At 34.7% G+C, this 21136-nt stretch carries 16 protein-coding genes; 11 read left to right on the top strand and 5 right to left on the bottom strand.

The window, feature by feature from the left end; genetic code table 11:
- Positions 1 to 123: 123 nt before the first annotated feature.
- Positions 124 to 1812: an Ig-like domain-containing protein gene (locus B0A81_RS05350; protein ID WP_089057061.1), complete on the top strand. Its 1689-nt coding sequence runs from the start codon at positions 124 to 126 to the stop codon at positions 1810 to 1812.
- A 21-nt stretch (positions 1813 to 1833) separates the two neighbouring features.
- Complete coding sequence (locus tag B0A81_RS05355; RefSeq protein WP_089057062.1) at positions 1834 to 2268, top strand: cytochrome c oxidase assembly factor Coa1 family protein; 435 nt, start codon at positions 1834 to 1836, stop codon at positions 2266 to 2268.
- A 13-nt stretch (positions 2269 to 2281) separates the two neighbouring features.
- Here the strand turns inward: B0A81_RS05355 and B0A81_RS05360 are convergent, their stop codons facing one another.
- Positions 2282 to 3052 carry a nitrilase family protein gene (locus tag B0A81_RS05360; RefSeq protein WP_089057063.1) on the bottom strand — a complete coding sequence of 257 codons (771 nt, stop codon included), beginning with the start codon at positions 3050 to 3052 and terminating at the stop codon, positions 2282 to 2284.
- A 234-nt stretch (positions 3053 to 3286) separates the two neighbouring features.
- On the opposite strand from B0A81_RS05360, the gene B0A81_RS05365 reads away from it, so the two are divergent.
- The 8 genes from B0A81_RS05365 (at position 3287) to B0A81_RS05400 (ending at position 14086) form a co-directional block, all read left to right on the top strand.
- Positions 3287 to 6442 carry a SusC/RagA family TonB-linked outer membrane protein gene (locus B0A81_RS05365; RefSeq protein WP_089057064.1) on the top strand — a complete coding sequence of 1052 codons (3156 nt, stop codon included), beginning with the start codon at positions 3287 to 3289 and terminating at the stop codon, positions 6440 to 6442.
- A 34-nt stretch (positions 6443 to 6476) separates the two neighbouring features.
- A complete protein-coding gene (locus B0A81_RS05370) occupies positions 6477 to 8006 on the top strand; it encodes a SusD/RagB family nutrient-binding outer membrane lipoprotein (protein WP_089057065.1) in 1530 nt (509 codons plus the stop codon).
- Between the two features lie 15 nt (positions 8007 to 8021).
- Positions 8022 to 9341, top strand: coding sequence for a GntP family permease (locus B0A81_RS05375; protein WP_089057066.1), 1320 nt, complete (start codon positions 8022 to 8024; stop codon positions 9339 to 9341).
- Positions 9342 to 9345: 4 nt separating this feature from the next.
- Positions 9346 to 9813, top strand: a complete 468-nt coding sequence (locus B0A81_RS05380; RefSeq protein WP_089054685.1) for a RidA family protein — start codon at positions 9346 to 9348, stop codon at positions 9811 to 9813.
- 269 nt (positions 9814 to 10082) lie between these two features.
- Entirely contained in the window at positions 10083 to 11111 is a 1029-nt protein-coding gene (locus B0A81_RS05385) for a sugar kinase (protein ID WP_089057220.1), read from the top strand.
- Positions 11112 to 11120: 9 nt separating this feature from the next.
- Complete coding sequence (locus B0A81_RS05390) at positions 11121 to 11768, top strand: bifunctional 4-hydroxy-2-oxoglutarate aldolase/2-dehydro-3-deoxy-phosphogluconate aldolase (RefSeq protein ID WP_089057067.1); 648 nt, start codon at positions 11121 to 11123, stop codon at positions 11766 to 11768.
- A gap of 3 nt (positions 11769 to 11771) precedes the next feature.
- A complete protein-coding gene (locus tag B0A81_RS05395; protein ID WP_089057068.1) occupies positions 11772 to 12887 on the top strand; it encodes a D-TA family PLP-dependent enzyme in 1116 nt (371 codons plus the stop codon).
- 128 nt (positions 12888 to 13015) lie between these two features.
- Positions 13016 to 14086 carry a dipeptidase gene (locus B0A81_RS05400; protein WP_089057069.1) on the top strand — a complete coding sequence of 357 codons (1071 nt, stop codon included), beginning with the start codon at positions 13016 to 13018 and terminating at the stop codon, positions 14084 to 14086.
- On the opposite strand, the gene B0A81_RS05405 is transcribed toward B0A81_RS05400, so the two are convergent.
- Positions 14083 to 14859 carry a DeoR/GlpR family DNA-binding transcription regulator gene (locus B0A81_RS05405; RefSeq protein WP_089057070.1) on the bottom strand — a complete coding sequence of 259 codons (777 nt, stop codon included), beginning with the start codon at positions 14857 to 14859 and terminating at the stop codon, positions 14083 to 14085. The two genes, B0A81_RS05400 and B0A81_RS05405, sit on opposite strands and share 4 nt — an antisense overlap.
- Before the next feature lie 191 nt (positions 14860 to 15050).
- Here B0A81_RS05405 and B0A81_RS05410 point away from each other — a divergent pair, with 191 nt between their 5' ends.
- Positions 15051 to 17354: a family 20 glycosylhydrolase gene (locus B0A81_RS05410; protein WP_089057071.1), complete on the top strand. Its 2304-nt coding sequence runs from the start codon at positions 15051 to 15053 to the stop codon at positions 17352 to 17354.
- A 65-nt stretch (positions 17355 to 17419) separates the two neighbouring features.
- On the opposite strand, the gene B0A81_RS05415 is transcribed toward B0A81_RS05410, so the two are convergent.
- The 3 genes from B0A81_RS05415 to B0A81_RS05425 all read right to left on the bottom strand — a co-directional run bounded on the left by B0A81_RS05415 (position 17420) and on the right by B0A81_RS05425 (position 20938).
- Positions 17420 to 18166: a succinate dehydrogenase/fumarate reductase iron-sulfur subunit gene (locus B0A81_RS05415; protein WP_089054678.1), complete on the bottom strand. Its 747-nt coding sequence runs from the start codon at positions 18164 to 18166 to the stop codon at positions 17420 to 17422.
- A gap of 94 nt (positions 18167 to 18260) precedes the next feature.
- A complete protein-coding gene (locus B0A81_RS05420; RefSeq protein ID WP_089057072.1) occupies positions 18261 to 20261 on the bottom strand; it encodes a fumarate reductase/succinate dehydrogenase flavoprotein subunit in 2001 nt (666 codons plus the stop codon).
- 11 nt (positions 20262 to 20272) lie between these two features.
- Positions 20273 to 20938 carry a succinate dehydrogenase cytochrome b subunit gene (locus B0A81_RS05425; protein WP_089054676.1) on the bottom strand — a complete coding sequence of 222 codons (666 nt, stop codon included), beginning with the start codon at positions 20936 to 20938 and terminating at the stop codon, positions 20273 to 20275.
- Between the last annotated feature and the right edge of the window lie 198 nt (positions 20939 to 21136).

Here is a 21136-nt window from a genome sequence, read left to right on the forward strand (position 1 = left end):
CAGAGATTTTAAATTCTAAAAATTGCGAAAATATCTACAGTTCGAAATCCTAATAAATGGCCAAAAAATTTCAATTAAAGCAAATATAATTGTTATTTTGTGCAATCAAATTTAAAAACCGCTATGTTTAAAAGCAAACTCAAATATATTTCATTTTTATTGGTATTATTAATGGTGAGCTGCGCCAAAAGAGGCAATATTACTGGCGGATTAAAAGACACTCTGGCTCCTATTTTAATATCCAGCACTCCTAAAAACTTAACTACAGATTTTCAGGGAAACGAGATTACATTGGTATTTGATGAATATGTTAAATTAAAAAACCTCAACAAACAGCTTATTATTTCTCCTCCAATGAAATATGAGCCGCAGATTACGCCTGTTGGTGTGAGTAAATTTTTAAAGATAAAACTTAGAGATACTTTACAGCCTAATACTACTTACAGCTTAAATTTTGGACAAAGTATTACTGATAATAACGAAGGAAATCCGCTGAACCAGTTTAAATACATTTTTTCAACCGGCGCTTATATCGATTCTCTTACTCTTGGCGGAAAAATTAAAGATGCATACGCAAAAAACGTAGACAATTTTGTTTCTGTAATGCTTTATGAAGCAAACGACAAATACAAAGATTCTGTTATTTACAAAGAATTTCCGCGATACATTACCAATACTTTAGACAGTATGAGAACTTTTAAATTTGAAAATTTAAAAGCTGGGAAATACTTGTTAGTTGCTCTAAAAGATAAAGGAAGCAATAATAAATTTAATCCAAAAGACGATAAAATTGGATTTATAAAACATTTTATTACGGTACCTAATGATACCATTTTTGAGTTAGATTTATTTAAAGAAACACTGCCTTTAAAAGCATTCAAACCAATTCAGGTTTCAGGAAACAGATTACTTCTTCCGTATGAAGGAACACAGAATTTCAAAAACTCGAAACCAAAAATTGTACTAAAAAACAACGGACAGGTACTCGAAACTATCGTAACACAATTTCCTAAAAAAGATTCGCTGCAAATTTGGTATAAACCTTTAAAAGCTGATTCATTGTCATTGGAAGTGAGTAACGACAAGTACAATAAAAAATTCACTTTTAAGATTAAGGATCAGAAAAAAGACACTTTAAATATTAAAGCTGTTCAAAACGGCGTGCTTAATTTCAGAGAAAAATTCACGTTAGAAACTGAAACTCCACTGGTAAAATTTGACAAAACAAAAATTAGACTCGTAAATAAAGATTCTACTGCGGTTGATTTTACTACAGAATACGACGAGTTCGAACAGAAATTGTACGTTGATTTCAAAAAAGAGCCTCTGCAAAAATATAATTTCACATTTTTCCCTGGCGCGTTAACTGATTTCTACGACAAAACAAATGATACGTTATCGTATAAGTTAACTACAAAGGAATTTGAAGATTATGGTAATCTGGTTTTGAATTTACAAAACGTAAAACGCTTTCCTATAATTGTTGAAATCACCAATAAAAAAGGCGATAATGTATATGCTTCTGAATATTCTGAGGGCAAAACAAAAATTGAATTCAACTTACTGCTTCCAGAAGAATTTACGGTTCGAATTATCTATGATGATAATAAAAATAAGATGTACGACACGGGTAGTTTCTTAAACAAAACGTATGCTGAAGAGGTATTTTATTATCAAAAAGGCGTAGATGTTCGATCGAATTGGGATGTTGATCAGTCGATTGATTTAAATATTCCTTATAATCCTGAAGTCGAGAAAAAAGACGATGATTTAAAGAGAAAGAAGGAAGAGAAAAAACGGAAAGCTTTTTAAATCTTAATTCAATCGCATAAAATGGATGCTGAATTAATTGAAAGTAAAAACTGGTTTCAATCAAACTGGAAATGGATTATTCCTTTAGTCCTTTCATTGGTTTTAATCTCCGGCTATTTATTCTCGAGCTCCGACGAAAACATAATGGATTTTGCTCAAGCCTATAATGATACTGCATTGTATGAAAAGGCGATAGAAAAAGCCAATTCAAACAAAAGAATCTTAGAAACTGTTGGAGAAATTCAGCCAATCGACAAATTAGCGATTTTAGAAGGCAACACGATTTATGCTGACAACAATACTTCGGTTGTATTATCGATTAGAATTAAAGGCACAAAAAGCAATGGTAAATTAGATATTACAGCTAAAAAATTGGGTTCAGAATGGGAATATAAAAAAATTCTTGTTCGCTGTAAAAATCCAAAAGAAGAGATTACAGTTGTAGATTCCAATTAAAACATCTTGTTTCTTAGTCCAAATTGATTTTAAAACTGTCTTTATCGTTTAAAAAAGCGAACTTTTTTCGAGCTTCCAGCATTACATTTTTATCTAGTTCAAGTACAAAAACATCTTCTGTTTCCTGTGGTTCTAAAATATAGTTCCCTAAAAAATCTATTGCCTGCGAATGTCCAATATGCTCAAAATTATTGGCATCAAGTCCAATTCTGTTTACTCCAATAACATAACTTAAATTTTCGATGGCACGTGCTTTAAGCAAAGTGTCCCAAGCATTTGTGCGTACTTTTGGCCAATTGGCAACATACAAAAGCAAATCATAATTTTCGACATTTCTAACAAACACTGGAAATCTCAAATCATAACAAACCTGCAGGCAAATTTTCCAATCGAGATAATCAACTATTACTTTTTGAGTTCCTGCTGTATAAAATTCCTCTTCGCCAGCTAATGTAAATAAATGTCGTTTGTCATAAAACTGAGTTTCACCTGACGGAAAAACAAACAGCATTCGGTTATAATACTTTTCATTTTCAACAATAACCAAACTTCCTGCAACGGCACTGTTTCTTGCTTTTGCCATAGCTTTCATCCACAACACGGTTTCTCCCTGCATAGTTTCGGCAACTACAGAAGGATTCATGGTAAAACCAGTTGAAAACATTTCTGGGAGAACAATAAGATTTACTTCAGAATCGAGCTGATTTATTTTCACTTCAAAGCGTTTTCTGTTTTCAGAAGCATTTTCCCAATAAAGGTCGGATTGAATTAGTGCTGTTTTCATACTTCAAAAATACGAATTTTCAGCTAAATTTTTTTTGCATCTAAAAAAGTTGCCGCTGCAAAATTTTCTCAAAGAGCCTTTTAAAACTGCACTTTTTTTGGAAAACAAAAATACATCAGCAAAAAAATATGCAAAAAAAATGCATTTCTTGCAAAAAAAATGCAAATGTGAAAAATAAATATATATATTTGATCGCCAATAAAAACCAAAAAAAAACATGAAAACCAAAAAATTATGAAAACAAAGTTAATTTCATTAGTGTTTATTGGGGGGGTAATCTTCTCAGCAAATGCGAAAGAGACTGCAATTAAAAAACATCTTTTTGAGCAAAAAAGCAGTCAGGTTGAAATTTCGGGCCAAGTGATTGGTCAGGATGACGGAATGCCAATTGCGGGAGCGACAATTTATGCTAAAAGCAACAAAAAAAATGCATCTATTACTGATGAAACAGGAAAGTTCAAATTAAATGTTCCAGAAAACGAGACTCATATCATTGTTTCCTATATGGGTTACGCAACTTTAGAATATGAATTAAGTGCCGTTAAAGATTTAGTTATACGCTTAAAACCTGCAGAAAATGTTTTAGATCAGGTTTTAGTAACTGCATTAGGAGTTAAAAAAAGCAGTAAAGCGGTTGCTTACGCTGTGACTGAATTAAAAGGTACTGAGTTTACAAAGGCTAAAGAAACTAATATCTCAAATGCTTTAGTAGGGAAAATTGCTGGTGTAAACGTAAGCAGCACAGCAACTGGACCAAACGGTTCGACAAGAGTTGTTATTAGAGGAAATGGTTCCTTAAACGGAAACAACCAGCCAATGTATGTGGTTAACGACTTACCTATTGACAACACACAGCTTAATTTACCTGGAATTGGAAATGGTGCAGGACAAACTAGAATTAATGTTGACCGAGGTGACGGAACTGCTGTTATAAATCCTGATGATATTAAAACCATTACGGTTCTTAAAGGTGGAACAGCTGCAGCATTGTATGGTGCAAATGCTGCAAATGGTGTCATCTTGATTCAAACAAAAAGAGGTTCAATTCAAAAGGGAATTGGAGTTGAGTATAACACCTCTTTTACTTTTGAAACTCCATCAATCATACCAGATTGGCAATACGAATACGGATCTGGAGATGCCAATAAAAAACCAACTACTAAGGCAGAAGCAATAAATTATGGCCGCTGGTCTTGGGGTGCAAAAATGGACGGAACCGATGTTATTCAATTTGACGGAGTGAAAAGACCATACAGCCCTCAGAAAAACAATATTAAAAATTTCTACGAAACTGGAACAACTTTTATCAATTCGATCGCTTTATCCGGCGGAACTGAAAAAGCAACAGGACGTCTTTCGTTCTCGAATATGGACAATCAATCTGTTGTGCCAAACTCTGGTTTTAATCGCAAAAGCATAAATATTGCGAGCAACGTGAACTTAACTGATTGGTTGAAATTTGATGTAGTAGCGCAATATAATTTAGAAAAAAACAATAATAGAGTTACCGTTTCAGATGCTGAAGCAAACCCTAACTGGGGAACTTATATGATTGCCAACACAGTTGATATTAGAAATCTTGCCCCAGGTTATGATGAAAACGGCGTTGAAGAAGCTTGGAACCCAGTAGCAATTGCTACAAACCCTTATTTTGTTGTTAATAAAATAAAAAACAGCGATACTAAAAACCGTTTTATCGGTATGCTGAATGTAAAATTGAATTTTACACCTGAATTATTCCTTCAAGGTAGAATTGGTCAAGATTTTACAAACTATGATTTCTTTGGTTACATTCCAAAAACAACTTTAAACAATCCAGTTGGATATGCGCAAGGTTCAAAAATGAAATTATCGAACTTAAACTCTGAAGCTATTCTTAATTATACTAAGAAAAATATTTACGGTAATTTCTCTTTAAATGCATTAGCAGGTGTAAACTCTCGTACTACTTTGAGAGACGAAACAAGAATTGAAGGTTCTGGTTTTGTATTGGATGATTTTTACGCACTTAGCAACTTAGGTACAATCACTTACAGTTATCCTTACGGAAAAACAAAAACAAACTCTGTTTATGGCGCTGTAGATTTAGATTATAAAAATGTTGTATTTTTAAACTTTACAGGTCGTCAAGATTGGTTCTCAACACTTTCACAAGACAACAACTCTGTGTTTTATCCATCGGTTGGAACAAGTATTATAGTTTCTGATATTGTAAAAATGCCTGAATTTATTTCATTTGCAAAACTTAGAAGTTCATGGGCTCAAGTTGGAGGTGCAACACCAGATCCTTATGCATTAAACCAATCTTACTCAATGGTTCAAGGCGGACATAATGGCGAACAATTGCAAACGCCAACAAGCAACAGAGTTCCAAATTCAACTTTAAGTCCATTAACTTCTACAACAATTGAGGTTGGAACTGATTTAGGATTTTTCAACAATCGCTTAAATCTAGATTTTGCATGGTACAATCGCTCAACTACAAATGATATTGTTGAAACTACAATTTCAACAGCTTCAGGCGCAAACAGTGCTTTGTTAAACCTTGGAAAAATGAGAAATAAAGGAATTGAATTTTTAGTGAGCGGTAAAATCATCAACTCACGTAATTTTTCATGGGATGCAAGTTTCAACGGTTCTTACAATGAAAACAAAGTTGAAGCGCTTACAGATGGACTAAACTCTATAACGATGGCAACTTCTGTAAACGGTTACGCAACTATTACAAGTGACGTGGGACATCCTTACAGCACAATAAAAGGATACAGACCTCTTAAAGATGCTAAAGGAAATACAGTTTATACGCTAAGCGGAGGTTCTGCAGCAATCGCAAGAGGACCGCTGGAAATATTAGGAGAAGGTGTACATCCTTGGACAGCTGGTATTACCAATGAATTCAAATACAAAAACGTATCATTCAGCTTTTTAATTGACGGTAAATTTGGCGGTAGTTTATACTCAGGAACTGATTTGTACGGAACACGTATGGGATTAACTAAGTTGACTCTTGAAGGTCGTGAAAACGGACTGCCTATTAAAGGTGTTGACACAAACGGAAATCCTGTTGATATGGTTATCGCTCCAGAAAACCTAAGATATTATTATGATGGTTTAAAAAGTATTTCATCAACATTTATCTATGATGCAAGCTTCATAAAACTACGTCAAATAATATTGGGCTACACATTACCAGTTGATAAAATAAGAGGTTTATCAAAACTTCAAGGAGCTTCGATCTCATTTATTGCAAGAAACCTATTCATTCTTTACAAGAAAACACCAAACGTAGATCCTGAATCTGTATTCAGTGCAGGAAATGCACAAGGTGTAGAGCAATTTGGAGTGCCAAAAACCAGAAGTTTCGGTTTAAGTTTAAATATCAAATTTTAAACTCATTTTATCTCTAATTTTTAAATTAAAAGACATGAAAAAGATAACCCTTTTATATATAGCAGGTATCCTTTTAGGAAGCATGACAGCCTGTACGGAAGATTTTGAAGAAATCAATTCCAACCCAAATGCAGTTGAAAAACCAAATCCGAATTTTATTTTCAGCAGAGCACAGCTGGACGGCTTGGCAAACAACTATTTTTTCACCAATATACTTCAATGCGGCGGAATGCTGCAGCATTATGCTACTTACAAAGAAGCTTCGGGCGTTGGAGACAAATATTTGAATAATGAAGTTTATTACTCTGCTTATTTCAACCAAGCCTATCCTACGGCATTAAACGAAACAGAAATTGTAATTAATACCGTAAAAAGCAATCCGAACGACAGTAATAAACTTAATATTGCTAGAATCTGGAAAGCCTTTTTATATCATAAAATTACCGATTTGTACGGAGACGTTCCGTATACAGAAGCCGCAAAAGCAAATAGTGCAAATGTTTTTCTTCCAAAATATGATTCACAAGAATTCATATACAAAGATTTATTGAAAGAACTTGAGGAAGCTGCCATTGCATTAGATCCTGCGAAACCAAGTTTTGGCAAAGCCGATTTTATTTACGCTGGAGATGTAGCAAAATGGAAAAAATTCTCTTATTCATTAATGCTTCGTTTAGGATTAAGATTATCGAAAGTTGACCCTGCTTTATCAAAAACTTGGGTAACAAAAGCAATCGCTGGAGGAGTAATTTTAAATAGCGGCGATAACGCAATTATGACCTATAAAGATGGGCCAAACAACTTTAACCGAAATCCGGTTGGTTTTGACTCTAGAAGTGAAGATTACTCAAATGGATCATACGGAAAAACAAATCGTGAAGGTGGTAAACTTGCTAAAACATTTATTGATTTACTAAAAAACACTGCCGATCCTAGAATTAGTGTTTACTCTGGAGTATGGCAGGGAACTGTACAAAATACAAGTGCGGCGGTACAAAAAGGGTTTCCTAACGGAATAAAAACTGCTCCATCACCAGAAGAACAACAAACTTATTCTGAACCAAATCAAAATACTATTTTAAGATTTGATGCGCCACTTGTACTTATAAGCAATGCCGAAACAAACTTGTATTTAGCAGAAGCTGCAGCAAGAGGATGGTATACTACTGAAACAGATAAAGATTTATATGAAAAAGGTGTAAAAGCATCTTTCTTAAACATGGGAGTTTATGGCACCTCTTACGCAATTGCAGATGCCACACCTTATTTAACTGCAAATCCCTATAACGCGTCAGGATCATTTGAAGCAAAAATGAATCAAATTCATACTCAAATTTACATTGCTTTGTTTGTTGACGAACAGGAAATTTATGCCAACTGGAGAAGAACAGGATATCCTGTTTTGGTTCCTGTAAACTATCCAGGAAACGTTACAAATGGCACAATTCCAAGACGTATAAAATACCCAACAGGCGAATATTCAGTGAATTCGACTAACTTAGCAGAAGCGGTTAAGCGACAAGGAGCAGATACTTTCACAACAAAAATCTGGTGGGATAAATAAAAACACAATTCATAAATGAGCATTTTAATTCTTACGGCATGCATTGCATTTTTAATCATTCAAATTGCTTGGTTTAAAATCAATCCGTTTATTGCTTTTATAATAACAGCTTTATTAGCAGGTCTTTTTTTAGGCCTGCCAATAAACACATTGTCACAAACAGTACAAAAAGGTTTAGGCGAAATGCTGGGTTCAATCACATTGATTATTGTGTTTGGAACCTGTATTGGAAAACTAACCGTTTCATCAGGAGCGGCCAATGTTATTGCCAAAACAGTTATGGGATGGACAGGCAAAAAATACGTACGTTTAGGCTTAATGATTACAGGTTTTATTGTTGGGATACCTCTATTTTATAGTGTTGGATTTGTTTTGTTAGTACCTCTAATCTTTTCAGTAGCCCATCAATTTAAATTGTCAAAAGTATATCTGGGAATCCCTATGCTTGCGTCGCTTTCAGTAGCACACGGTTTTTTGCCCCCACATCCTTCTCCAATGGCGTTAAGCAGTATTTTAAATGCTGACATTGGACTTGTTTTGATTTACGGAATAATAATAGCGATTCCAACTATTTTTATTGCGGGTTTATTGTTTTCTAATTTGCTTAAAAACATCAAAACCGAATCTGATCACGAAATTATAAATGTTGAAGAAGTTGCCAATCAAGGCAGACTTCCAAGCTTTTCTCTTAGTTTATTTTCTGCTTTATTTCCTGTTTTCGGATTAACGGTTACTTCTTTACTGCCGTTAATTTCAACAAATGAAAACTTAGTAAACATTTGCAAAACAATAGGAGAACCAAGCATGATTATGCTGATATCACTGCTTCTTTGCACCTATACATTAGGAATTAGAATGAACCGAAGCCTTGTATCTGTAATGGATGATTATGCCATTGCCATAAAAGATGTCGCTTTGATCGTTTTAATCGTAGGCGGCGCCGGAAGTTTAAAAGAAGTTATGATTGTAAGCGGTGTAAACGACACTATTGTTGCTGCTTTAACACAAATAAACATTCATCCGTATTTATTGGCTTGGATAATGGCCGCGATCATTCGCGTTTGTGTTGGCTCTGCAACCGCTGCCGGATTAATGACAGCCAGCGTTTTACTTCCTTTACTGGAGCTTAATGGATTAGATCCAAACTTACTGGTTTTATCAGTTGGCGCAGGAAGTTTGATGTGCTCGCATGTAAACGATCCAAGTTTTTGGATGTTCAAAGAATATTTTAATATCAGCCTGAAAGATACTTTTAAATCATGGACAGTCATGGAATCATTAGTATCTGTTTTAGGAATCATTTTCGTTTTTATTTTAAACTCTATAATACATTAATATCATGAACTTATTACCACAAGAAAAATTTGACACTCTTGGTTTGTCTTTACCGCCAGCGCCTCAGCCTTTGGGTATTTACAAACCCTATTTAGTTGATGGTAAATATTTATACCTTTCAGGTCACGGTCCTGTTAGAGACGACAAATCCTTAATTATTGGCCGAATTGGCGATGATATGGATATCGAAGAAGGAAAATTAGCAGCAAGGCAAGTCGGACTAACCATGCTTTCAACAATAGTAACCAATTTTGGGAGTCTGAACAAAGTAAAAAGAGTCATAAAAGTACTTGGAATGGTGAACTGCAATGGCGATTTTTTAAGACATCCCTATGTAATAAACGGCTGCAGTGAATTGTTTGCGGAAGTTTGGGGACAAGAAAACGGAATTGGAGTACGAAGCGCTGTAGGAATGGGTTCTTTACCTGATAATATTCCTGTAGAAGTTGAAGCTGTTTTCGAATTATATTAGATTAAAAAAATTAGCCCGCAGATTAAACGGATTGGCACAGATTATTTTTTTTTAAACACATAGAAACATAGATTTTTTAGCTGAACATTAAGAGGAAGTAAAAAAAGCCAGCTTTTACACATAGCTATGTTTGTTAATGCAAGTGAAACGTTTTTTATACGGTTTCGAAAACTATGTTTCTATGTGTTCAAAAAAAAATAAGCGCTACGTTTAAAATCCTTTTAATCAGTAATCCCGATAGCTATCGGGAGTGGCAAAAAACAAAAAATATGAATACAACACCACAAACTAGAATTGCAACTTTTGGAGAGTTATTACTCCGAATGAATGTTGCTGATGGAAACCGATTTACGCAGGCCAATGAAATAAAAATTCACGTAGGCGGCGCCGAAGCAAATGTTTGTGTTTTACTTTCTCAACTCGGAATTCAAACCGATTATATTACCCGACTGCCGCAAAATGATTTGGCACAATTAGCTTTAAACGAACTTCAAAAATACAATGTTAATACTTCAAAATGTGTTTATGGCGGAGAACGTTTAGGTTTATATTTTGTTGAATCTGGCAATCAAATCAGACAATCTCAGGTAATTTACGACCGAAGTAATTCCTCTTTTTCAACCATTCAAAAAGATCAAATTGACTGGAATAAAGTTTTAGAAGATGTTACGCATTTTCACTGGTCAGGAATAAGTCCGGGAGTTTCAAACGAAGCTGGTTTAGCCTGCAAAGAAGCAATTCTTGCAGCGCACAGAAAAGGACTGCCTATTTCATCTGATTTTAATTATCGCTCGAAATTATGGCAATACGGAAAACATCCTTCTGAAGTTATGCCCGATTTACTTCAATACAGCACAATTACAGTAGCCGATTTAGATGCCATTGAAATTTATTTCGGAATCAAAACCGATATAAATGAATCCGATGAAAATCGTTTTAAAAAAACATTTGAGTTATTAAAAGAAAAAATGCCCTACCTAAAAACATTAGCAATGAGTTTTAGAAAATCCGAAGGACAGGCACATCTGTACAAAGGATTATTGATTCATGAAGGCAATTTTTTCCAAACTCAAGAACACAAAATACATGTTGTAACAGACCAAATTGGTTCTGGAGATGCTTTCAATGCGGGATTATTATACGGATTATCCAATAAATTATCTGGGCAAGAATGTATTGAATGGGCAACAGCCTGCGGCGTAATCAAACAAAGTATACATGGCGATTTTGCAATAAGCAGCAACGCCGAAATAAGTCATTTTATTAAAAACGGCTCAAGTAACAGAATTAATAGATAAAATAAGAATATGTACAGCATTTTAAAAACGCAAGGTGTACTTCCGTTAGTAACCCAAATCGACATCGAAACTGCCCAAATAATATTACGATCAGCGGCTGATGCTGGCATTAAAATTATTGAGTTTGCTGCGCGTTCAAATGACTCTAAAGAAGTTTTCAGCCAAATGGTAAACTTTAAAAAAGCGAACAATTTAAACATTAAAATAGCTGTTGGATCTATTTTGACTATTGAAGATGCAGAGACCTACCATAAACTAGGAGCTGATTGCATTGTATGTCCGCATACTGATTTAGAAATTGGCAATTACTGTATTAAAAATAACATTTACTGGATTCCAGGAGCCGCTACATTAAACGAAATTCTTTATGCCAACAAACAAGGAGCAGAAATAGTAAAGCTATTTCCTGCTGATAAAATTGGAGGATCAGGATATGTAAAAGCAATAAAAGCACCATTTCCGAACTTAAAAATAATGCCGACTGGAGGCGTAACTTTAGAAGAAAGTAATTTAAAATCTTGGTTTAAATCTGGAGTTGTATGCGTTGGAATTGGTTCAAACTTATTTTCAAAAGAAATGCTGCAGCATTTAACTTATGATCAATCGCTCGAAGCATTTCAAAATTTAATTGAAATAATCGAAAAAATAAGAAACTAGATTATGCAAAAAAAATGGTGGAAAATTAATTCCGAAACTCAACTTGATACCCCATATCTGGCAGTGTACGAAGATCGTCTCCGCTGTAATATTGAATATCTGATAAGTTTGGTAAAAGGAGACACTCAAAAGCTTCGCCCTCATATCAAAACACATAAAATAGGCGAAATTCTTGAGTTGTTTAAAATTTACAATATCAAAAAAGTAAAATGCGCTACAATAGCAGAGGCAGAACTTGCTGCCATACACCAAGTTCCAGATGTACTTCTTGCCTATCAGCCGGTTGGTCTTAAAGCTGACCGATGGATTTTACTTATTCAAAAATATCCAGAAGTTCATTTTTCTACCATTGTCGACAATTTAGAATCAGCAAAAACATTAAATGAAACCGCTTTAGAACACAATTTAAATCTCACCATTTATCTGGATTTAAATACTGGAATGAACAGAACAGGAATCGCTGTTTCTGAAAATTGGGGCGCTTTAGTAAAAAAAATTATTCAGTTAAAAAATATCAATTTGGCTGGCATTCATATTTATGATGGTCATTTGAAAGGCAGTATCGAACAGCGAAAAGACGCAGCTCAAGAATCCTTTACAAAAATCACTAATGAAATTGAAAAGCTACAGCAAAATCTAGATTACGAATTAAAAATTGTTGCCGGCGGATCAAATACATTCCCATTTTATGCCCATCAGGAAAATGTAGAATGCAGTCCCGGTACTTTTGTTTTTTGGGATGCCAATTATCAAACCAATTTACCCGAACAATTATTTAAACCTGCGCTGGTTATAGTTGGAACAATTATTTCAAAACCTACTACATCAACTTTTTGCATTGATATTGGATATAAAGCAGTTTCTTCAGAAAACCCAATTGATAAAAGATTAGTAATCTTAAATGATGAAGATTTAATTCCTGTTTCCCATTCAGAAGAACATTTGATTATAGAAAACAAAGGCCAAAATGATTATAAAATTGGCGATACGATTTACGCACTTCCTTATCATGTTTGTCCAACCTGCGCTTTGTATGATACTGTTCAGGTAATAAATAAAGAAAACCGTATTTGCGACCAATGGCAGGTTGCAGCAAGAAGCAGAACAATTAATATCTAGCAGCAGAAAAAGTAGAATAAAGAAAAAAGAATAGAAAATAGAGCGAAGAAGAAAGAGAATAGACCTCATAATAACAATTGTCTAAAGAACCTCTGAGCCTTTGAACCTTTGTGCCTTAAAAAAAAAATATGTTTATAATAGACGCCCATTTAGACCTGAGCATGAATGCAATGGAATGGAATAGAGATTTACGAAATGATGTTACCACTTTGCGTCATTTAGAAAAAGGAATGAGTGATAAACCAGATCGTGAACGCGCAACGGTTTCATTTCCCGATTTACGAAAAGGAAACATTGGAATTGTGGTTGCTACTCAAATTGCAAGATTTGTAAAACCTGACAGTATTATTCCGGGTTGGAATTCTCCTGAACAAGCTTGGGCACAAACGCAAGGACAGCTTACTTGGTACAAAACCATGGAAGAAGCGGGAGAAATGACACAAATTACAGATAAAAAATCGCTTCAAAAACAAATTGATTTATGGAATGACGGCACTCCAAATGACAAAAAACCAATTGGTTATATTTTGAGTTTAGAAGGTGCTGATTCTATTATTGACATTTCTTATTTAGAAAAAGCATACAATTACGGATTACGAGCTATTGGCCCAGCACATTACGGTCCGGGCAGATACGCAAACGGAACAGATGCAACAGGAAAAATGAATCAAAACGGGCTTGATTTATTGAAAGAAATGGAACGTTTAAACATTATTTTGGACGCAACTCATTTGTGCGACGATGCTTTCTGGCAGGCTTTAGATCATTATAATGGTCCAGTTTGGGCAAGTCATAACAACTGCCGAAGTTTGGTTGATCACAATCGTCAATACAGCGATGAAATGGTTAAAGCTTTAGTTTCTAGAGGAGCCGTTATTGGAGGTGCTTTAGATGCATGGATGCTGGTTCCGAATTGGCAAAGAGGTGTTTCGATGCCTTTAGAAATGAATTGCAATTTAGAAACCGTTTTTAAACACATGGATCACATTTGTCAATTGGCTGGAAATGCAAATCACATTGGTGTAGGTTCAGATTTGGACGGTGCTTTTGGTACAGAACAATCTCCGTATGATTTAAATACAATAGCCGATTTGCAGAAATTGGTCTTGATCTTTAAAAACAACGGATATTCTGATGCAGATTTAGACAAAATTTTTCACCAGAACTGGATTAATTTTTTAATGAAGAATTGGGATTAAACAAAAACTAAACTTGGAACTGCCTTCTTATACGCTTGTAATTTTTCGTCGTTAGGATCAACTTCTGTAACAACGTAATCTACCTCAGATAAGTTGGCAATTTTCATTTTTAGAACCGTATCTAATTTTTCAGAAATAGTAAGAATCGCTGTTTTTTCAGAAGCCTGGATCATTGCTTTTTTTACCTGAACCGTTTCCCAATCTGAATCTGAGAAACCGCCTTCAACGTCTAAAGCATTTGTTCCCAATATTAACAAATCAACTTTAATATTAGCCAATTGATTATAAACATCGCCGCTCACACACATTTGGCTGTAAGATGAAATACTGCCGCCAATCATTATAATTTTAACATTAGGTTTGTCTAGAAGTTCAACTGCAGACAAAACAGTAACAGTAAAAATGGTCAAGTTTAAGTAATCAGGAATTAAGCGGATAAACTCTCTAATTGTTGTACCGCCGCCCAATAACAAAACCATTCCATCGCGAAGCAACCCTATTGTTTTTTGTGCAATAATTTGTTTAGACTCGCCTGCATAAGTTTGATTTGATGAAGAATGGTGATAGGCTTTTGTCATTGCACCGCCTTTCACTTTTATCAATAACGATTCAGATTCAAGTTCATTAACATCACGTCTAACAGTATCTTCCGAAACAAACAATTTTACCGATAGTGTTTCAAAACTTACACGGGTATGTAGATTTATCTCTTTTAAAATAAGATTTTTACGTTCTTCCTTCGTGTAATTTACCAACTCATTATCATTATTCATGCAAATTCATTTTTATAAAAACAAAGGTAAACAATAAATGCAATATTATTGCGAAACAAATTATAACAGAAAGTAACCAAAAAGTTAATTAGCCTATTACAAAGACATTTAAACAAATTTTAGTTTTGCATATTTTTTGCAAAAAGCATCTCATAAACTTTAAATTTGTTTTATAAATCAAGAAAACGACCATGCAAAAAAGTATCCTTTTATTTTTAATGATTTGCTGTTTCTTCGGAAATGCCCAAAACTCATCCAATAACAATACAATAATCCCAGAACCAAACTTTTACAAAGTTACTGGAGACAGTATTCGAATTAACGGATTGATAAAAGTTGTTTTTAAAGACAATAAATTCAGCACTAAAGAAAAAAGGACAGCTTCGATTTTTGAATCGGTTGTAAACTCCAATGTATCCAATAAAAAAAGCAATATTGAAGTTTTATTTATTGCCCAAACTCCAAGTTCATCGGAAAAAAGAGAAGCTTACAAAATCAATATAACTTCAAAAAAAATAACAGTTACCGGAAGCGAAGAAGGATTGTTCTATGCTGTTCAGAGTTTATTGCAGCTGCTCCCAAACCAACCTAAAAATCAGGAAATAAAACTTCCTTGCGTAACTATCGAGGACGAACCAAGATATACGTATCGCGGATTACATTTAGATGTTTGCCGTCACTTTTTCACCGTTGATGTTATAAAAGATTTTATAGCACAAATGTCTTATTATAAATTAAATAATTTCCATTGGCACTTAACTGACGATCAAGGCTGGAGAATCGAGATAAAAAAATATCCAAAACTAACCGAAGTAGGATCAAAAAGAGCCCAGACTTTAGTTGGAAATAAGTTTGAAAGATTCCCTTATTTTTTTGATGGAAATCCATACGGAGGTTTTTACACACAGGAAGAAATCAAGGACGTTGTAAAATTTGCCGAAGAACATTATGTTAACATCATTCCTGAAATCGAAATGCCGGGACACGCAACAGCTGCCGTAACTGCGTATCCTAATTTATCATGCTTTCCTGATCGCCCATATAAAGTTGTTGAATATTGGGGTGTTTTTGAAGATATATTCTGTGCCGGAAAAGAAGAAACTTTTACATTTTTAGAAGATGTTTTAACTGAGGTTATGGCTTTGTTTCCGAGTAAATATATTCATATTGGCGGAGATGAATGTCCAAAAGCAAGATGGAAAGAATGTCCAAACTGCCAGAAAAAAATCAAAGAACTAGGCATAAAAGACGAACATGAATTGCAAACGTATTTAACAACCAGAATTGAAAAATTCCTAAATGCAAACGGCAGACAAATTTTAGGCTGGGATGAAATGCTTGAAGGCGGACTGGCTCCAAATGCAGCTGTAATGTCTTGGCGTGGAGAATCTGGCGGTATCAGCGCCGCCAAGCAAAAACATTTTGTTATCATGAATCCTGAACAATTTTTATATCTGGATTACAATCAAGGCTACTCTCCACAAGAACCGCTTACTGTTGGAAGACTAGTAACTGTCGAAAAAATCTACAACTATAACCCAACTCCTGTTGACAGTTTAACAATTGATGAACAGAAATATATTTTGGGAGTTCAATCTAATCTTTGGTCTGAATATTTGACGAGTCCAGCCAAATTAAACTACCAAATTTATCCCCGAGTATTTGCTTTGGCTGAAATTGCCTGGACAAAACCTCAAAATAAAAACTACAATAGTTTCATCTTAAACCGAATGCCGCATCATTTAGAAAAACTAGAATCGCAAAAACGATTGTATAAAGTTCCAGTACCATTTGGAGCAGAAGAAACGGCGTTAATTGCATCAAAATATATTCTAGATCTAAAGCCTACTATTAAAAACGGACAGATTTTTTATACAATTGACGGTTATAATCCAGATGAAACCGCTGCACTTTATGAAAAACCTGTAACGATAAACATTCCAAAAGGAGAATATAGAACTATAAAAACTGTTCAAATAAGTCCGAGCGGAAGAAAGAGTTCTATTAATAAAATAATAGTCAAAAATCCTGATTTAAAAACTGCTCTCTTTATAAAACCAACAAAACAAGGTTTAAAGTTTGATTATTATACTGGAAAATTGTTCCAGCAAGTGCAAGATTTAGAATTGGCAAAACCCATTAATTCTGGAATTCTTGAAGGTAAAATCAGCAGCGAGAAATGGAAAACGAAATTGGAGCGTTATATCGGCTTAAAATTTAACGGATATATCTACATTCCAGAAACAGCAAATTACACCTTTTCAACGCTTTCAGACGACGGATCAAAGCTTTTTATAGATGATGAACTAATTGTTGATAACGACGGTATTCATTGGCTCAATGAAGCTTATGGAGTCGTAAAATTGGAGAAAGGTTTCCACAAAATAAACATAAGCTATTTTGACCAGATTGGAGGAACAACTTTAAACTGTTTCATACAACAAGAAGGAAAAGAAAAACAAGAAATAAATGCTTCACAATTATTTTATGAATAGACCACAAAAAAACGCATCCGCCTAAGCGGATGCGTTTTCAATATAAACTAAAATTGCGTTCTAAATTATCCTTTCAAACTTGCTGCTAAATACTCACGGTTCATACGTGCAATATTCTCAAGTGAAATTCCTTTTGGACATTCGATTTCACAAGCTCCTGTATTTGTACAGTTACCAAAACCTTCTAAATCCATTTGGTGAACCATGTTTAATACACGGTCAACCGCCTCAACTTTACCTTGCGGTAATAAAGCATATTGAGATACTTTTGCAGAAACGAACAACATTGCTGAAGAGTTTTTACAAGTTGCAACACAAGCTCCACAACCAATACAAGCAGCAGCATCAAATGATTTATCTGCATCGTGTTTGTTAATTGGAATTGTATTTGCGTCAATTGTATTTCCTGAAGTATTTACAGAGATAAATCCTCCTGCGTGTTGAATTCTGTCAAAAGAACTTCTGTCAACAACTAAATCTTTAATTACTGGGAAAGCTTTTGCTCTAAATGGCTCGATAAAAATCGTATCGCCATCTTTAAACATACGCATGTGTAACTGACAAGTTGTAACTCCTCTGTCTGGTCCGTGCGCTTCTCCATTGATAAATAAAGAACACATTCCGCAGATTCCTTCACGACAATCGTGGTCAAATGCAACTGGCTCTTCTCCTTTGTTGATTAATTGTTCGTTAAGAACATCAAGCATTTCAAGGAAAGACATATCTGGTTCGATTCCATCAATAGGATATTCTACAATCCCTCCTTTATCTTGGGCGTTTTTTTGACGCCATATTTTTAATGTAAGTTTCATACCGTTTTCGTTTGAAAGTCATAAAGTCGAAAGTCGAAAGTCGCTTGACACATTTTGCCTTTGGACTTTAAGACTTTGGCTTTCGACCAAATTCTTATTTATAACTTCTTTGAACTAATTTAATGTTTTCGTAATTAAGAGCTTCTTTGTGTAATACTGCATCACTTGGTTTTCCTTTGTATTCCCAAGCTGCAACATATGCAAAGTTCTCATCGTCACGAAGTGCTTCTCCTTCTTCTGTTTGGTATTCCTCACGGAAGTGACCACCACAAGATTCATTACGGTGTAAAGCATCTTTCGCGAACAACTCTCCTAATTCTAAGAAATCGGCAACACGAGTTGCTTTTTCTAATTCTTGATTAAATTCGTTAGCGCTTCCTGGAACTTTTACATCTTTATAAAACTCTTCACGTAAAGCAGCAATTTCTTCGATAGCTTCATTTAAACCTTTAGCATTACGAGCCATACCTACTTTATCCCACATGATTTTTCCTAATTTCTTGTGGAAATAATCTACAGAATGTTTTCCGTTGTTATTGATGAATTTGTTAATTTGATCTACAACCGCTTTTTCAGCCTCAACGAATTCTGGTAAGTCTGTAGAAATTTCTCCCATTTTAATATCTGGAGCAAGATAATCTCCAATAGTATATGGCAATACGAAATATCCATCAGCTAAACCTTGCATTAAAGCAGAAGCTCCAAGTCTGTTTGCTCCGTGATCAGAGAAGTTAGATTCTCCAATAGAGAAACATCCAGGAATTGTAGTCATTAAGTTATAATCAACCCAAGTTCCACCCATTGTGTAGTGAACTGCAGGGTAAATCATCATTGGTGTTGTATAAGGATCTTCGTCAACGATTTTGTAATACATCTGGAATAAGTTTCCGTATTTACTTTTCACGATTGCAGCTCCTAATTTAGTTATCAAAGCAGCATCTTTATCATCTAAACCTTTTACGTAAGCATCTTCAGTTCCGTAACGTTTAATTGCTGCTGCGAAATCTAAGTAAACAGCTTCTCCCGTTTTATTAACTCCAAAACCAGCATCACATCTTTCTTTAGCTGCACGAGACGCAACGTCACGAGGAACTAAGTTACCAAAAGCTGGATATCTTCTTTCTAAGAAATAATCTCTTTCTGCTTCAGATAAATCTGTTGCTTTTTTCTTTCCTTCACGAATTGCCTGAGCATCTTCTAATTTTGCAGGAACCCAAATACGACCATCATTACGTAAAGATTCAGACATCAAAGTCAGTTTTGACTGGTGATCTCCTGAAACTGGAATACATGTTGGGTGAATTTGTGTGTAACAAGGATTTGCGAAAAACGCTCCTTTTTTATGTATTTTCCAAGCTGCTGTTGCGTTACTTCCCATAGCATTTGTTGAAAGGAAAAATACGTTTCCGTATCCTCCAGAACCAATTACTACTGCGTGAGCAGAATGTCTTTCTATTTCTCCAGTAATTAAGTTACGAGCGATAATACCTCTCGCTTTTCCGTTTACGATTACAATGTCTAACATTTCGTGACGGTTGTACATTTTTACTTTACCACGACCAATTTGACGGTTCATTGCAGAATAAGCTCCTAACAATAATTGCTGTCCAGTTTGTCCTTGTGCATAAAATGTACGAGAAACCAAAGTTCCTCCAAAAGAACGGTTATCTAAAAGTCCGCCATATTCACGAGCCAATGGCACCCCTTGAGCCACACATTGGTCAATAATATTTGCCGAAACCTCAGCCAAACGGTGAACGTTTGCCTCACGTGCACGGTAGTCACCACCTTTTACAGTATCATAGAACAATCTGTAAACTGAGTCACCGTCACCTTTATAGTTTTTTGCTGCATTGATTCCTCCTTGAGCTGCAATAGAGTGTGCACGACGAGGTGAATCTTGAAAACAAAATGCTTTTACGTTATATCCTAACTCAGCCAAAGTAGCTGCTGCAGAACCTCCAGCCAAACCTGTACCAACAACAATAATATCTAAATTACGTTTGTTAGCAGGGTTTACTAAATTAATATGATCTTTATAATTTGTCCATTTGTCCGCTATAGGACCATTTGGAATTTTTGAATCTAATGCCATTATAATTGATATTAATTATTGAAATGATGAAATAATGCGATAATTACGAAAAGTGCCGGTACTATTACAGCAAACCAATAACCTACTTTACTTAAAAATCTAGAATACTTATTGTGCATCCCAACTGATTGAAGAGATGAACTGAATCCGTGCCAAAGGTGAAAACCTAACAACACAAACGCGATACAGTACAATCCTGTACGAATTGGGTCATGAAATTTATGCACCAATTCTCCATAATATCTTGTAGCATCTGGAGCTGTTCCTGCAATATACTTGTAGGTTACTTCTGGAAACCAAAAATCATAAAAATGCAATACTAAGAAAGCTAAAATAACTGCTCCAGAAATAATCATATTTCGTGAAGTCCAAGAAGCATTAGCCGCTCCATTGTATTTTGCATACGCAATTGGTCTTGCTGCCTTATTTTGTGCGGTTAAAATAAATCCCATTACAAAATGGAAAATTACCCCGATCGCCAAAACTGGCTGCATTACATATTGAATCAGCGGATTGTATCCCATAAAGTGAGAAGCTTCGTTGAAAACGTCTTCACTAATAATAGAAATAAAATTTAAGGAAACATGCAGCGCTAAAAACGTGATTAAGAATATTCCCGAAAGAGCCATAGCTACTTTCTTTAAGATGGAAGCATTCAATAGTGCAGATTGTGCCATAAGTGTTTAAGTAGTTTGTTTTAAAAAATTATACAAAAATAACTCAAATACAAAAGAACTACAACCATTTCGCTCTTATTTATAATGATTTTAAAATAGAACTATAGTACGTATTTTTACGTACAAAAAGAAGCTGCTAAAAAATAATTCCCTATAGAAGATTCCAAAAACCTACTCACAAAGGCTTAAACCCAAAAA

Source organism: Flavobacterium plurextorum (assembly GCF_002217395.1).
GTDB classification, from domain to species: Bacteria; Bacteroidota; Bacteroidia; order Flavobacteriales; family Flavobacteriaceae; genus Flavobacterium; species Flavobacterium plurextorum.

Bases quoted from the DNA above. Each gene is read 5' to 3' on its own strand.
- B0A81_RS05400 (WP_089057069.1), top strand. From the start codon at position 13,016: ATGTTTATAATAGACGCCCATTTAGACCTGAGCATGAATGCAATGGAA.
- B0A81_RS05425 (WP_089054676.1), bottom strand. From the start codon at position 20,938: ATGGCACAATCTGCACTATTGAATGCTTCCATCTTAAAGAAAGTAGCT.
- B0A81_RS05350 (WP_089057061.1), top strand. From the start codon at position 124: ATGTTTAAAAGCAAACTCAAATATATTTCATTTTTATTGGTATTATTA.
- B0A81_RS05385 (WP_089057220.1), top strand. From the start codon at position 10,083: ATGAATACAACACCACAAACTAGAATTGCAACTTTTGGAGAGTTATTA.
- B0A81_RS05360 (WP_089057063.1), bottom strand. From the start codon at position 3,052: ATGAAAACAGCACTAATTCAATCCGACCTTTATTGGGAAAATGCTTCT.
- B0A81_RS05365 (WP_089057064.1), top strand. From the start codon at position 3,287: ATGAAAACAAAGTTAATTTCATTAGTGTTTATTGGGGGGGTAATCTTC.
- B0A81_RS05370 (WP_089057065.1), top strand. From the start codon at position 6,477: ATGAAAAAGATAACCCTTTTATATATAGCAGGTATCCTTTTAGGAAGC.
- B0A81_RS05405 (WP_089057070.1), bottom strand. From the start codon at position 14,859: ATGAATAATGATAATGAGTTGGTAAATTACACGAAGGAAGAACGTAAA.
- B0A81_RS05390 (WP_089057067.1), top strand. From the start codon at position 11,121: ATGTACAGCATTTTAAAAACGCAAGGTGTACTTCCGTTAGTAACCCAA.
- B0A81_RS05380 (WP_089054685.1), top strand. From the start codon at position 9,346: ATGAACTTATTACCACAAGAAAAATTTGACACTCTTGGTTTGTCTTTA.
- B0A81_RS05395 (WP_089057068.1), top strand. From the start codon at position 11,772: ATGCAAAAAAAATGGTGGAAAATTAATTCCGAAACTCAACTTGATACC.
- B0A81_RS05410 (WP_089057071.1), top strand. From the start codon at position 15,051: ATGCAAAAAAGTATCCTTTTATTTTTAATGATTTGCTGTTTCTTCGGA.
- B0A81_RS05420 (WP_089057072.1), bottom strand. From the start codon at position 20,261: ATGGCATTAGATTCAAAAATTCCAAATGGTCCTATAGCGGACAAATGG.
- B0A81_RS05355 (WP_089057062.1), top strand. From the start codon at position 1,834: ATGGATGCTGAATTAATTGAAAGTAAAAACTGGTTTCAATCAAACTGG.
- B0A81_RS05375 (WP_089057066.1), top strand. From the start codon at position 8,022: ATGAGCATTTTAATTCTTACGGCATGCATTGCATTTTTAATCATTCAA.
- B0A81_RS05415 (WP_089054678.1), bottom strand. From the start codon at position 18,166: ATGAAACTTACATTAAAAATATGGCGTCAAAAAAACGCCCAAGATAAA.